We start from the raw sequence: 13,627 nt of genomic DNA on the forward strand, positions 1-13,627 counted from the left end.
GGCCACGGGGTCGCGGGTTGTCCCCGGCGTGAACGTAGAGATCTACTCCGACGTGGTCTGCCCTTGGTGCTACCTGGGCCAGGCGCGGTTCCGTGCCGCGGTGGCGCGTTTCGGCGGCGACGTGCGGGTGACGTGGCGGCCGTTCCAGCTCGACCCCGCCGCGCCCGCGACCGTACGGCCCGCCGGCGAGGTGCTGGCGGAGAAGTTCGGCGGCCCCGAGCAGGTCGCCGCCGCGCACGACCGGCTCCGCGCGCTGACCGCCGCCGAGGGCCTGCCGTTCGCCCCGGAGAAGTCGCTGAGCATCAACACCCGCGACGCCCACCGCGTCATCGGGCTGGCCGGGACCGCGGGCGTGCAGGACGCGGTGGTCGAACGGTTCTTCCGCGCCCATCACGCCGAGGGGCGCAACCTCGCCGACGCCGGCACCCTGGCCGAACTGGCCGCCGAGGCGGGCCTGGACGCCGCGGCGGTACGCGACCTGCTGGAGACCGACCAGGGCGTCGCGGAGGTCGAGGAACAGGGGGCCAGGGCCCGTGCGCTGGGCATCGGGGGCGTCCCGTTCTTCCTCTTCGAGGGGCAGTGGGGCGTCTCGGGCGCCCAGTCCACCGAGATCCTGGAGTCCGCCCTCCGCCAGGTCGCCGACAACATCGCCTCCTGATCACAGCCGAGGCAGTCGTGGAGACCTGCGTGTTCGACGGCTTCACCGGCTGGCCGGTCGACGTCCCGCCGGGCGGTCTCCTGCGCTTGTCGGGACGGATGACGGACGCCCAGGTCGGCACCGCCGTCGCCGTCATCGCCGACTCCAGCGTGTGGGACGACCTCCCGGCCCTCGATCTGCTGCGGGCGTTCACGGACCAGGACGAGGTGGCCGTCCCCGGCGGCCTGCGCCTGACCGACACCTCCACCGGCGCCGTCGTGGAGCCCGGCTGCTGCTTCGGGCTGGAGTCGTGGCGCGACTGGGCGGAACTGCTGGACGGCGAGACGCCCTGGCTGGGGCACGACCCGACACCCGAGATCGAGTTCGCGGACGGCGTCGCGCTGGTGCGGGTGGACGGCGGTGACTCGATCCGGCTCCCGCTGGAGGAACTGCCCGCCATCCTGACCGCCGTGCGGAACGACCTGACCGGCTTCCTGTCGCTCACCGGCCGATGGGCGGACGCACACGCTCCCCACCTGTCCGGCCGTCTGGTGAAGCTCCTCGACAGGGGATTGCGGATCACCCTCCCGGTGTGAAGGAGCGAGGGGGCCGGTTTCGGCCTTGGCTCGGGGGCTCTCCGAACGACATGAGCCGGGGCGTCAGGGCTTGTGGAACGGGAGCCGCTGACCCGGATGGGCCGAATGACATGAGCCAGGGGTTCGCCTTCAACGCCGCCGAGATGCGCGGGCGTTTCCCGCGCCCGGCGTAACCGTCCCGCCCAAGTGCCGCCCAGAGAGCGCTAAGGCTCCTCCTGCCGGAGGCGGACGAACGCGTTCTCGGTCGGCGGTGTTCTCCGGCGAGGGCCGGTCAAGCCCGGTTCTGGAGGATCGTCCGAATGGGTGGCAGAGTGACCGCCGTGAACGTGGACGAGTTCTGGGGCATCGTGGAGGCGGCGCGGGCGGACGGCAGGCCGTTCCACGAGGCGCTGGAGGACCGGCTGGCGGAACGCTCCGAGGAGGAGATCCTGGCGTTCCAGACCTGCTCCGACAAGGTGCGCGGGACGGTGTACCGATGGGATGTGTGGGCCGCCGCCTACCTGATCGGCGGCGGCTGCTCGGACGACTCCTTCATGGACTTCCGGGAGGGGCTCATCGCCCTGGGACGCGAATGGTTCGAGCGCGTGGCCCGATCACCCGACGACCTCGTGGAGCACCCGGCAGTGATCCGGGCTGCGGCTGACGGCGGTTATCCCGTGTTCTACGAGGTGGCCGGTTACGCGGCGGCCAAGGCGTACGAACGGGTCACCGGCAAGGAGACCTGCGACTTCTACGACGCCGTCGACGAGTACCGGGCCGCCCACGGTATCGAGGAGCGCGAGAGCGGTATGGGCGAGGCCTTCGACTTCGGCGACGCCGCGGAGATGCGCAGGCGTCTCCCCCGTTTGGCGGAACTGTTCCTGCCCGGCTGACACCCCGGAACGCTGGGATTTCCCTGCCGGAGGATCGACGAACTCCCGGCCGGCGGCGCACTCCGGCAAGGGACTGTTAAGCGTGGTTCTCGAGGTTTGTCCGCGTTGATGGCAGAGTGACGGTCGTGAACGTGGACGAGTTCTGGGGCATCGTCGAGGCTGCGCGCGCGGACGGCAGGCCGTTCCACGAGGCGCTGGTGGATCGGCTGGCGGAACGCTCCGAGGAGGAGATCCTGGCGTTCCAGGCCCGCTTCGACGAGGTGGACGGGGTGGTGTGCCGGTGGGACATGGTGGCCGCCGCCTCCCTGATTCTCGGGGGCTGCACCGACGATGCCTTCATCGACTTCCGTGCGGGTCTCATCGCTCTCGGCCGCGAGTGGTATGAACGCGTGGCCCGGTCACCCGACGCCCTGGCCGACCACCCGGTGGTGGCCCAGGCCGCGGCCGGGGACGCCGACGTCGAGGTGTTCCACGGGGCGGTCGGTGAAGCGGCATGTGAGGCGTACGAACGGGTCACCGGCAAGGACGACTGCGACTTCTACGACGCCGTCGACGAGTACAAGACCGCTCATGGCCTCGAGGAGACCGACTCCGACATGGGCGAGGAGTTCGACTTCGAGGACGACGCCGAGATGCGCAAGCGCCTGCCCCGCCTGGCGGAGATGTTCCTGCCCGGATGACGGACGACCGTGCCGGGCGCCGGGCGTTCCTCCTGCGGACCCGTCCGAAGGTTCGCGCGTGGACGGGCTCCCCGCCAGGTCACCCTGTCCGGGCTCCTCGGCGCCCTGGCGGCGGGCGGCCTCATCAGCCTGTGGCTCGCCCAAGGCTGAGCTCGCGCCTTTGAACCTCCGCGTCCCGGCCGGGTGAAATGTCTCCGCATATTCCCTATTAATTTGGTTGACTTACTTGGAAATTATGGGCAGGCTCGTTCGAGCCGATCTTCGAAGTGCCCTGCCGGGGCCGAGATGGGAAGGAACACCCGCATGACCAGCCGCCGTCGTTTCCTCGCGGGCTCCGCCCTGGCGCTCGGGGCGGCGGCGCTGCCCTCCCTCCCGGCGTCCGTGCCCGCGGCCGCCCGGCCCGGCAACGGCACGGGCACGGACCCAAGGCTCCCCAACTTCGTCGTGATCCTCGCCGACGACCTCGGCTACGGCGAACTCGGCGCGTACGGGCAGGAACTGATCCGCACCCCCAACATCGACCGGCTGGCCGCCGAGGGCCTGCGCTTCACCGACGCCTACGCGGCCGGTCCCGTCTGCGCCCCCTCACGGTGCTCCCTGCTGACCGGCCTGCACTCCGGGCACGCCCGCGTACGGCGCAACCCCGCCGGAGACCCGGCCTCCATCGCACTGCGCGACGGCGACACCACGTTCGCCGAGGTCCTGCGCGCCCGCGGCTACCGCACCGCCTGCATCGGCAAGTGGGGCTTCGGGCCCGAGCAGCCCGACCAGGCCAGCCACCCGAACGCCCGGGGCTTCGAGGAGTTCTACGGCTACATCACCCACGGGCACGCCCACGACTACTACCCGGCCTACCTGTGGCACAACGGCGACAGGGTGCAGTTGCCGGAGAACGCCGACGACAACAAGGGCGCCTTCGCCCCCGACCTCTTCCGCGATCGGGCGCTCGACTTCATCCAGGCCCACCAGGGCGAGCCGTTCCTGCTGTTCCTGACCCCCAACCTGCCGCACGCCCCCAGCGACGTGCCGAGCACCGACCCGTACGGCGACCAGTCCTGGCCCGCGGCCGACAAGGGGCACGCCGCCCAGGTCACCCGCCTGGACGGATACGTGGGGTCGATCCTCGACGCGCTGCGCGAGCACGGCCTGGCCGGCTCCACGGTCGTTCTGCTGACCAGCGACAACGGGCCGCACGAGGAGGGCGGGTTCAACCCCGACCGGTTCGACGCCAACGGGCCGCTGCGCGGTTACAAGCGCAACCTGTACGAGGGCGGCGTCCGGGTGCCGCTGATCGCCTGGTCGCCCGGCCGGATCCGCCCCGGCACCACCGACCGGCCCACCCAGCAGATCGACCTGCTGCCCACGCTCGCCGAACTGGCCGGCGTCCCGGCGCCGCGCGACATCGACGGCCTGTCGGTCGCGCCCCTGCTGAACGGACGTTCCGGCGGCGCGGCGGCACCCGGCCACCTGTACTGGTACCGCCTCGACAACGGCGTCACCTCCCGCGCCAACCGGACCGACGGCGGACGCATCTCCCGCGCCGCCGAGGCCGTACGGCAGGGCGACTGGAAGGCGGTCCGCTTCGCCCCCGGCAAGGACCGCGCCGTCCCCGACGACCAGTGGCAGGTCGAGCTGTACGACCTGCGGTCCGACCTCGGCGAGACCACCGACGTCGCCGCCGCCCACCCGGCGGTCGTCGCCCGTCTGGTCGGGCTGATGCGAAGCTCCTGGGCCGACTCCTACGAACGCGAGCCGTTCGGCCTCCTGCTCGAGGCTCCCGACATCCTGCTCCCGGGCGTTCCGTACACGATCACCGGCGCGCTCGCCAACGGCTCGGACCGTCCCTGGGACGGCGCACGGCTCCGGCTCGACGTGCCCGCCGACTGGTCGGTACGGCCCGTCCGCCGGGGCTTCGGCCGGCCGGCCCCCGGCGAGCGGGCACGGGCGGAATGGCAGGTCACCGTGCCGGAGACGACGACCGCCGCCGAATGGCGCCTGACCGTGACGGCCCACTGCACGGTGGGCGACGTTCCGCTCCGCTTCGGCACCGGACGGACCTTCGCGCCCCCGCCGCCGCCCCCGGCCGGCGACGCCTACCTCAGCGATCTGACCTGGCTGAGCGCGGTGAACGGCTGGGGGCCCGTCGAGCTGGACACCAGCAACGGCAAGGCCGCCGCCGGGGACGGCACCCCGATCAGCTTCGGCGGCACCGTCCACGCCAAGGGCCTGGGCGTCCACTCCCCGTCCGAGGTCGTCTACCACCTGGGCGCGAAGTGCACCCGCTTCACCGCGCTCGTCGGCATCGACGACTTCTCCGCCCGCCAGAGCTCCCGGGGCAACGTGATCGCCGAGGTCTGGGCCGACGACACCAAGGTCTTCGACAGCGGCGTCCTCCGCGCCGCCAGCGGCCCCCGCCCGGTGGACGTCGACATCACCGGAGCCCGCCTCCTACGCCTGGTCGTCCGGCAGGCCGACAGCGGCAACAGCTTCAACCACACGTCCTGGGCCGACGCCTTCGTCCACCACGTCACCTCCACCTCCCGCTGACCGGCCCGCACAGAACCCCCTCCACCCGGCGGCCCTCGGACCCACTCGTCACCGCATCCCGTGACCGCCGTCCGGCACGGCCGGGCGTACGGCGGGCGGCTGCTCCGGGACGTGGCCGTGCCCGGCGGCGGACCGGCCGGTGCATCAAGGTCATCCCCGGCTCATCGGCGGATCGTCGGGCCGGTGCGCGATGCCCAGGACGTGCATCAGGTCGGCCAGCGCATCGTCGGCGAACACGTACCCGCCGGTGAGCACCCGTCTGAGCGCGTCACGATCCAGCGGCACCGATCCCGCGGCGGCCGTCCATGCCGCGATCCGGTCGTGCAGAGCGGTGTCCTCGGCCGCCGGCACGGCGGGGACGGGAAGGCCGTAGTCGGCGGCGGTGGCCTCGTGCAGCGCCAGGCTCCACGCGGGAACGCCGTTGAACGCCGCCGTGACCATGGCGAAGTCGCTGTCGAAGACGGCGGCCCCCAGCGCAGGCCCCGGCACCTGACCCAGGTCGTACTCCTCACCGGGGTGGTCGAAGCCGACCACCCAGCCCGGCAGCGGCTCTCCCCACGGCTCGGCGTCCGGCCTGCTCTCCAGGAGTTCCACGAGGTCCCGATGCGCGATGAACGCACCCCATGTCCCCATGCCGCCGCACCGTAGCGACCCCTGCCGACAAAGCCTCACCGTGCGAGACGGTCGTTCCGGACGGGCGGCAACCGGGAGGCGGGGGTCGGGATAGAGGGGGTGTTGGCATCCGGACATCGGAGGAGGCACCCATGAAGGGACGTACCGGTCCATGGCTCCGGCGAAAGCGGTGAGCCGCCCCCCGGGGCAGCGGCTCGACGACGAGGAGATCGTCGCCGCGTCCGTACGGGAGCCCGAGGCGTTCGGGGAACTGTTCCGCCGCCACGCGCCGCGGTTGCACGCCTATGTGAAGCGGCGGCTCGGGCCGGGGCTGGCGGACGACGTGGTGGCGGAGGCGTTCGCGACGGCGTTCCGGCAGCGGGAGCGGTTCGACGGGCGGGCGGCGTTCGGCGCGTGGCTGTGGGGGATCACCAGCAAGGTCATCGCCAGGCATCACCGGCAGGAGAGCCGCATGTACCGGGCGTTCGCCCGGACCGGGGTCGACCCCGCCGTGGACGGCGTCGCCGAACTGGCCAGCGAACGCGCGTCGGCCGCGGCGCTCGGGCCGCGCCTGGCCAAGGCGCTGGCCGGGCTGAGCGCGCAGGACCGGGACGTGGTCCTGCTGCTGGCGTGGGGCGAGCTGTCGTACGCCGAGATCGCGGCGGCCCTGGACCTGCCGCTCGGCACCGTGAAGGCCAAGATCCACCGGGCCCGGGCGAAGCTCCGCAAGGCCCTTCCCGAGGAGACGAACGATGGATGAGATCGACGCCCTGCGGCAGGTGCGCACCGCCCTGGCCCAGCAGGAGACCCCGGAACGGCTGGCCGAGCGCATCGACTGGCGGTCGGCGCCGTCCGCGCCCGCCGTCCCGCGCCGCAGCCGTTTCAGGGTGCCGCTGCTCAGCCTGGTGACCGCGACGGCCGTGGCCGCGGCGTCCGTGACGGTGGTCACCCTGGCGTCGAACGAGCGGACGCCCGGCGGTCCCGGCGCGCAGGCGACCGTTCACGGCGGCAACGCGCTACTGGTGGCCGCCGCGAACGCGGAGAAGGCGCCGGACGGCAGGTACTGGCACACCAAGCGCCTCACCGGGCGGGTGTTCGCGGTCGGCAGGACCGCCGCCGACCACTACAAGGTGGACACCGGGCAGGAGTTCGAGACCTGGGTGGATCGCAACGGTCAGGGTCGCGCCTTCATGAGCGACCGGCCGGCCCGCCCGGTGACCCCCGAGGACGAACGCAAGTGGCGGGAGGCCGGGTCCCCCATGCGGATCGAGACCCCGGACGCCGACGGAGTGACGGTGTCCCTGTACGTCAAGCCGTTCACCGGCCGGGCGCCGATGTCGCTGTTCCCAGAGGGGGAGGTCTACAACTTCCACGGCCTGACCGCAGCGCAGCTCGCCGAGCTGCCCACCGATCCCAAGGCGCTGGAGAACGTCCTGCTGGACCTCAAGGGCGAGTGGCGCGCCTACTCGAAGGACTTCTCGCAGGAGCGCCGGAACGAGCCGATCCGTGCGCTGAGCGGCGCGGAACGGGTCCGGGCGCTGAGCGATGTGGCCGGCGGTCTGCTGGGCGACCAGCCCGTCCCGCCGGCGGTGCGGGCGGCGGCGTTCAAGATGCTGGCGGGGCTTCCGGGCGTCAAGGTCGAGGGGAAGGGCACCGACCCGCTGGGCCGCACCGGCACGGTGGTGTCCCTGCCGCTGGAGACGACCGTCCCGCTGGGCCTCTACAGCGCGCCCAAGCAGCTCGGCACGTACCGGCGGCAGTGGATCATCGACCCCTCCCGCGGCACCCTGCTGGCGATCCAGGACCTCGTGGCGACCCCGCCGAAGGGCTCGCGGGAACTGCCACCCGGCGACAACGGCAGGCCGCGCCGCCTGACGGTCGACAACCAGCCCGACCGCTTCCACAAGCCCGGCGAGGTCTCGATGTACGAGGCGTACGTGGTCGCGGAGTGGACCGACAGCGAGCCCCGCTGACCCACCGCCCCCGGCCGGTGCCGTCTGTTGAACGGGGACGCGGCACCGGCCGGAGGCATCGGGGCCACCAGGGCCGCTGACCCTCTCCAACACGTGGCCCTGAGACCCCGGCGCAGCGGGCGACCGGACCCTGTGGCGGGCGGTGCGGTGTGGGCCGCAGCCGGTCCAGAGCGTGGGGGAGGGACGAACATGTGGCCCTGGGGCCGTGCAGCGGGCCCCATGGCGGGCGGTGCGGTGCGGGCCGCGGCCGGTCCAGAGCGTGGGGGGACGAACGCGTGGCCCTGGGGCCGTGCAGCGGGCCCCATGGCGGGCGGTGCGGTGCGGGCCGCGGCCGGTCCAGAGCGTGGGGGGACGAACGCGTGGCCCTGGGGCCGCACAGTGGACGACCGGACCTCATGGTGAGCGGTGCGGTGCGGGCCGTGCGGCCGGTCCAGAGTGGGGAGGGACGTGAGCGGCACGTCGGTGAGCAGGAAGATCGGTGTTGGGAAAGGTTCACTGAGCGACACTGCATGCACGGCCGTCGCGACCGTGGTCGTCCCGACGAGGTGACCATGTCGGCCACACCGACGCGCCTGCCAAGACGAGTGAGGCGCTTCGGCGGCGATCTCTGCCTCGGACGAGAAGGGCCCGGATCGGCGCCGGCACCGGTCCGGGCCCTTCTCATCCGAATGGCGTTCACATTTCGATGACCGGCCGCCCTGAACGAGGGCCGATTTTCGGCGACTTCCAGCAGGCGGCCACCGCCCAGCGATGATCACTTAGTCCCAGTGCCGTCGCCGGCCGCCGCCCTGCGGACGCGTCGGCACGGGCGGTGCCATCCGCTGGAACAGCTCCCACGACTCGTCCGGCACCATCCGCTCGACCATCACCACGAGCGGCGGAGTACCGATCACGCCGAACGAGACGATCTCTTAACCGGCGGCTCGGCTCCCCGCGCTCATTCGCCCGGTGGGTTGCGAACGGCGTTCCGGCCGTGAGCGCTCCGCAGGCTCGCTCCAGACCGGCCATCCAGCGGCATCTCACGATGCCCTGTGGTTCTTTATCGGAGCCGGTTTACAGGCGGGTGTTTTGGACGTGTCCGAATATTGGCATTACCTGTCCTATATGGCGGCGCAAGTACGATAAGTTCAGGAGTAGTGCGTTCTGCGGTGGTGGCGTCGTAAGAATGCCTAGTCTGGACTGCGGCGCGACGAGAAGTATTGGTCCGCTCGGGGGTTGAGGGCGGAGTGGGGGTGGCCGTGTCCGATCGGCTGGAGGATCCCGATCGGCTGGTGGTGGACATCGCCGAGGACGGCTCGATGGCGGTGTCGGTGTGGCTGTCGGGGGAGGAACAGCCGACTCCGGTGGGCGAGCGGATCCAGGTGGACTGGCCACTGGACGCCGAGGCGCTGGAGGACCTGCGCTGGTACCTGGAGAAGTACCTGCGGCTCCCCTACGGGGTGTACTCCGACCGGGGCGCCGACATCGCCGCCAAGCTCCCGGAGTGGGGCGACGCGCTGTTCAACGCGGTGTTCTCGACTCCGGAACTGCGGGCGGCGTACGCAACGGTGCGGACCCGCGGCGACCGCGCCGAACTGGTGATCCGATCGGACTCGGCGCGGTGGCTGGGCATGCCGTGGGAGCTGATGCGCGACCCGGAACGCGACAGGCCGATCGCGCTCGACGGCGTCGCGGTCACTCGCTACCTGCCCGCCCGCGACCTGACGGGCTCGTTCTCGGTCGGTGGGGAACGGCTGCGGGCGCTGATGGTGATCTCTCGCCCGGCCGGGCAGCGGGACGTGGGCTACCAGATGATCGCCCGCCCACTGCTGGAACGCCTCGATGCGGTGCGCGGCAACGTCGATCTGGTCGTCCTGCGCCCGCCGACCCTGGAGCACCTGCGCCAGGTGCTGGTCGAGGCGGCCCGGAACGGGGAGCCGTTCCAGATCGTGCACTTCGACGGCCACGGGGTGTTCGGGAACGGTCAGGTCCCGGCGGGCTGGGACCCGTCCTTCTACCAGGGATCGGTGCCGCGCGGGATGCTGGTGTTCGAAAAGCCCGGCGGCGGTGAGGACCCGGTGCCCGCCGAACGGGTGGCGCAGGTGCTGGCCGAGGGCCGGGTGCCGGTGGTGGCGCTGAACGCCTGCCAGTCCGGCCAGATCGGCCCCCAAGTCGAGGCCGCTGTGGCCACCCGCCTGGTGCGGGACGGAGCGGCGTCGGTGGTGGCGATGGCCTACAGCGTGTACGCGGTGGCCGCCGCCGAGTTCATGACCGCCTTCTACGAGAGATTGTTCGCCGGTGACCGTGTCGCCGGCGCCGTCGCTGCAGGCCGCCGGCGCCTGGCCCTAAGGGATGAACGCCCCAGCCCCAAGGGCAAGCTCCCCCTCGCGGACTGGATGATCCCCGTCCACTACCAGCGGCGAGAAGTGCGCTTCCCCAACCTCCGCGCCGAACGCACGGGGCCGCTGTCGCTGGACGAAATGCTCGACCACTACCTCGACCCCGACGCACGACCCGACGAGACCAGTACGGAGGACCTCGCCCCGGTCGGCACGTTCGTCGGCCGCGACAACCTCTTCTACCTGCTGGAGTCCGCCGCCCGTCTGCAACGCGTGGTGGTCCTGCACGGCCCCGGCGGAACGGGCAAGACCGAGCTGGCCAAGGCGTTCGGCCGCTGGTGGCGCGACACCGCCGGGGTGGACCGCCCGGACTTCGTCATCTGGCACTCCTTCGAGCCGGGTGTGGCGTCCTTCGGCTTGGACGGCGTCATCAACAACATCGGCCTGCGCGTCTTCGGCCCCCGCTTCTCCCTGGCCGACACCGATCAACGCCGCCGGATCATCAAGGACCTGCTCGCCAAATATCGGCTGTTGTTGATCTGGGACAACTTCGAAACGGTGCACACTCTGCCCGACCCCACCGGCGCCACCCCCGCCTTGGACGAGGTCGCCCGCGCGGAGCTGAAGGACTTCCTGCACCATGTCGCCAGATCCGGCAAGAGTTCCATCCTGATCACCAGCCGCACCCCCGAGGACTGGCTGGGCGACCTCCGCCGCATCGAGGTCGGCGGCCTGACCGAGGACGAGGCGATCGAATACGCCGACTACCTCCTGGAGCCCTATCCGGACACACGACCACGCCGCCAGGGCAAGGCGTTCGCCGACCTCATGGAATGGCTGGACGGCCACCCCCTGAGCATGCGCCTCATCCTGCCCCAGCTGGAGACCACCGGCCCCGCCGCCTTGCTATCCGGCCTGCGCGGCACCACCCCCCTGCCCGGCCGTGGCGGCACCGACCGCATCACGTCCCTGCCCGCCAGCATCGCCTATTCCTTCACCCACCTGCCCTCCGACCACCAGCAGGCCCTGACCGCCGTCGCCCTGTTCCACGGCATCACCGACGTCGACGTCCTGGGACTGCTGTCGCAAGTGGAGGGAGTGCCCGCCCAGTTCCACGGCCGCGCCACTGAGGAGTGGGAGCAGATCCTGGATGGAGCGGCGGAGGTTGGTTTGCTGACCCGGCTGGGCGGGGGTATGTACCGCATCCACCCGGCCTTGCCCGCCTACCTGACCGACCAATGGCGCATCCACCACCTCACCGCCTTCACCGACCAGTACGCCACCGCCACACGTGCCCTGCTGGACGCCTACGCCGCCCTCGGCCACTGGCTGCTCCAGCAGATCCAAGGCGGTGACGCCAGTCTGGCGTTGGCGGTGATTGAGCTGCACCGCCGCAACCTGGGCAACATGCTCGGCTACGCCCTCGACCATCAGCACTGGGAACACGCCCAACACATCGTCCAACCCCTCGATGAATACTGGGACTTTCGCGGACTGACCGAAGAAGCTCAGGCATGGACCGACCGAGCCCGCCTCGCCCTCGAACACCCCGATGGCACCCCACCCGACCTCACCACCCCCGCCGGAAGCCTGTGGCTTTTCCTCGTAGGTAGCGAAGCCAACCGCCATCAACAAGCCCGTCGCCTCGACCAAGCTCACGACATCCACCTGACCATCCTCAACGCCCTCCGTCGGCAACCTCCCTCCAACTGGCAACGTCACCACATCGCCACCGCCACCCATCAGCTCGGCATGGTCGCGCAAGATTGGGGGGACTGGGATGAGGCTGAGGAGTGGTACCGCCGGTCCCTGACCATCAAAGAAGAGCTCGGCGATCGGCCCGGCATGGCCACTAGCTATCACCAGCTCGGCAGGGTCGCGCAGGAGCGGGGGGACTGGGATGAGGCTGAGGAGTGGTACCGCCGGTCCCTGACCATCAAAGAAGAGCTCGGCGATCGGCCCGGCATGGCCACTAGCTATCACCAGCTCGGCAGGGTCGCGCAGGATCGGGGGGACTGGGATGAGGCTGAGGAGTGGTACCGCCGGTCCCTGACCATCAAAGAAGAGCTCGGTAATCGGCCCGGCATGGCCGCCAGCTATCACCAGCTCGGCACCATTGCGCAGGAGCGGGGGGACTGGGATGAGGCTGAGGAGTGGTACCGCCGGTCCCTGACCATCAAAGAAGAGCTCGGTAATCGGCCCGGCATGGCCGCCAGCTATCACCAGCTCGGCACCATTGCGCAGGAGCGGGGGGACTGGGATGAGGCTGAGGAGTGGTACCGCCGGTCCCTGACCATCAAAGAAGAGCTCGGTAATCGGCCCGGCATGGCCGCCAGCTATCACCAGCTCGGCACCATTGCGCAGGAGCGGGGGGACTGGGATGAGGCTGAGGAGTGGTACCGCCGGTCCCTGACCATCGACGAAGAGCTCGGTGACCGGCTCGGCATGGCGGCTGGCTATCACCAGCTTGGCACCATTGCGCAGGAGCGGGGGGACTGGGATGAGGCTGAGGAGTGGTACCGCCGGTCCCTGACCATCAAAGAAGAGCTCGGCGACCGACCTGGCATGGCCGCCAGCTACGGGCAGCTTGGTCTTTTGGCTGAGGACCGTGGCCAGTCGGCTCAGGCTCTCGAATCAGTGATCAGGTGTGTTGCCCTGTTCGAGGAATTCCCCCATCCGGCCACCGGCCCGGGTCCTGTTCACCTCAAGCGTCTGGCGCGTGCGCTCGGGATGCCGGCTCTTCAGGAGGCATGGCAGCGTGTCACCGGGCGGACGCTCCCCCAGGCCATCAGCGATTTCGTTCAGCAACCCGACCCATGACCAGCCCCGAGGAGAGGTCCATGAACGATCCCATGGCGAACGGCGCACGCGCCGCCGCACGGCGACTCGCCTCCCAGTACGGTCCTAGCCTCGCCGACGATGTCGAAGCCGCCCTTCATTCCCAGAACTCAGACCGCCGACCCGACCAGTACGCCGACCCGGTTGCCGTCGCCTCCCTCATCGTCAGCGCCGCCACCCTGGCTTGGACCATCTACAACGACCTCAAGAGCAGGGCCTCCAACCCCTCGCCGGAGTACGTCAGCCGTACCGTCATCACCCAGATCCGGCAAGAGCATGAGCTGACCGACGAGCAGCGGAACGTCATCACCGTCACCGTTCAGGAAACCCTCACCGCGCCCGCCGACCCGCCTCCGCCGTTGTCCTGACCGAGCGCCGCGAGCAAGGCGTCCGGCGGTTCGTTCCCCGGCGGCGGTGATGCGTCCGTGGTCACTGGACCGTGTCCGACGATTCGCGGCAGCCGTGCCGGAGCGGCGGGTCGCCGCCACGCAGCCCGCCCCCTGGACGCCCGGAGGCATTCCCTCCGGAATCCGTGAGGCAGGCCCTGTCTACCT

General features: G+C 70.9%; 10 protein-coding genes and 1 pseudogene. 9 read left to right on the forward strand and 2 right to left on the reverse strand.

The window, feature by feature from the left end:
- The first annotated feature begins 28 nt into the window (after positions 1–28).
- The 5 genes from HNR21_RS06170 (at position 29) to HNR21_RS06190 (ending at position 5,332) form a co-directional block, all read left to right on the forward strand.
- A complete protein-coding gene (locus HNR21_RS06170) occupies positions 29–658 on the forward strand; it encodes a DsbA family oxidoreductase (protein ID WP_182704418.1) in 630 nt (209 codons plus the stop codon).
- Between the two features lie 29 nt (positions 659–687).
- On the forward strand, positions 688–1,233 hold the full coding sequence (locus HNR21_RS06175) for a hypothetical protein (protein ID WP_182704419.1): 546 nt from the start codon (positions 688–690) through the stop codon (positions 1,231–1,233).
- 299 nt (positions 1,234–1,532) lie between these two features.
- Positions 1,533–2,105, forward strand: coding sequence for a DUF4240 domain-containing protein (locus HNR21_RS06180; protein ID WP_220500053.1), 573 nt, complete (start codon positions 1,533–1,535; stop codon positions 2,103–2,105).
- A gap of 125 nt (positions 2,106–2,230) precedes the next feature.
- Positions 2,231–2,785 carry a DUF4240 domain-containing protein gene (locus HNR21_RS06185; protein ID WP_182704420.1) on the forward strand — a complete coding sequence of 185 codons (555 nt, stop codon included), beginning with the start codon at positions 2,231–2,233 and terminating at the stop codon, positions 2,783–2,785.
- 303 nt (positions 2,786–3,088) lie between these two features.
- Positions 3,089–5,332 (forward strand): sulfatase family protein, encoded by a 2,244-nt coding sequence (locus HNR21_RS06190; RefSeq protein ID WP_182704421.1) that lies wholly within the window; start codon positions 3,089–3,091, stop codon positions 5,330–5,332.
- A 150-nt stretch (positions 5,333–5,482) separates the two neighbouring features.
- Here the strand turns inward: HNR21_RS06190 and HNR21_RS06195 are convergent, their stop codons facing one another.
- Entirely contained in the window at positions 5,483–5,965 is a 483-nt protein-coding gene (locus HNR21_RS06195; protein WP_182704422.1) for a hypothetical protein, read from the reverse strand.
- A gap of 169 nt (positions 5,966–6,134) precedes the next feature.
- Here HNR21_RS06195 and HNR21_RS06200 point away from each other — a divergent pair, with 169 nt between their 5' ends.
- A complete protein-coding gene (locus HNR21_RS06200; protein ID WP_233358860.1) occupies positions 6,135–6,704 on the forward strand; it encodes an RNA polymerase sigma factor in 570 nt (189 codons plus the stop codon).
- The gene (locus HNR21_RS06205) at positions 6,697–7,917 is read left to right on the forward strand and encodes a CU044_5270 family protein (RefSeq protein WP_182704423.1); all 1,221 of its coding nucleotides are present in this window, start codon (positions 6,697–6,699) and stop codon (positions 7,915–7,917) included. The genes HNR21_RS06200 and HNR21_RS06205 overlap by 8 nt, the downstream gene beginning before the upstream one ends.
- Positions 7,918–8,678: 761 nt before the next feature.
- Here HNR21_RS06205 and HNR21_RS06210 read toward each other — a convergent pair.
- Positions 8,679–8,789, reverse strand: a pseudogene (locus HNR21_RS06210) (IS5/IS1182 family transposase); the annotation flags it as partial.
- Positions 8,790–9,155: 366 nt separating this feature from the next.
- Here HNR21_RS06210 and HNR21_RS06215 point away from each other — a divergent pair.
- Positions 9,156–13,055: a tetratricopeptide repeat protein gene (locus tag HNR21_RS06215; protein WP_182704424.1), complete on the forward strand. Its 3,900-nt coding sequence runs from the start codon at positions 9,156–9,158 to the stop codon at positions 13,053–13,055.
- 20 nt (positions 13,056–13,075) lie between these two features.
- A complete protein-coding gene (locus HNR21_RS06220) occupies positions 13,076–13,441 on the forward strand; it encodes a hypothetical protein (RefSeq protein ID WP_182704425.1) in 366 nt (121 codons plus the stop codon).
- Positions 13,442–13,627 lie beyond the last annotated feature (186 nt).

Origin of the sequence: Thermomonospora cellulosilytica, assembly GCF_014138835.1 — a bacterium.
Taxonomy (GTDB): domain Bacteria; phylum Actinomycetota; class Actinomycetes; order Streptosporangiales; family Streptosporangiaceae; genus Thermomonospora; species Thermomonospora amylolytica.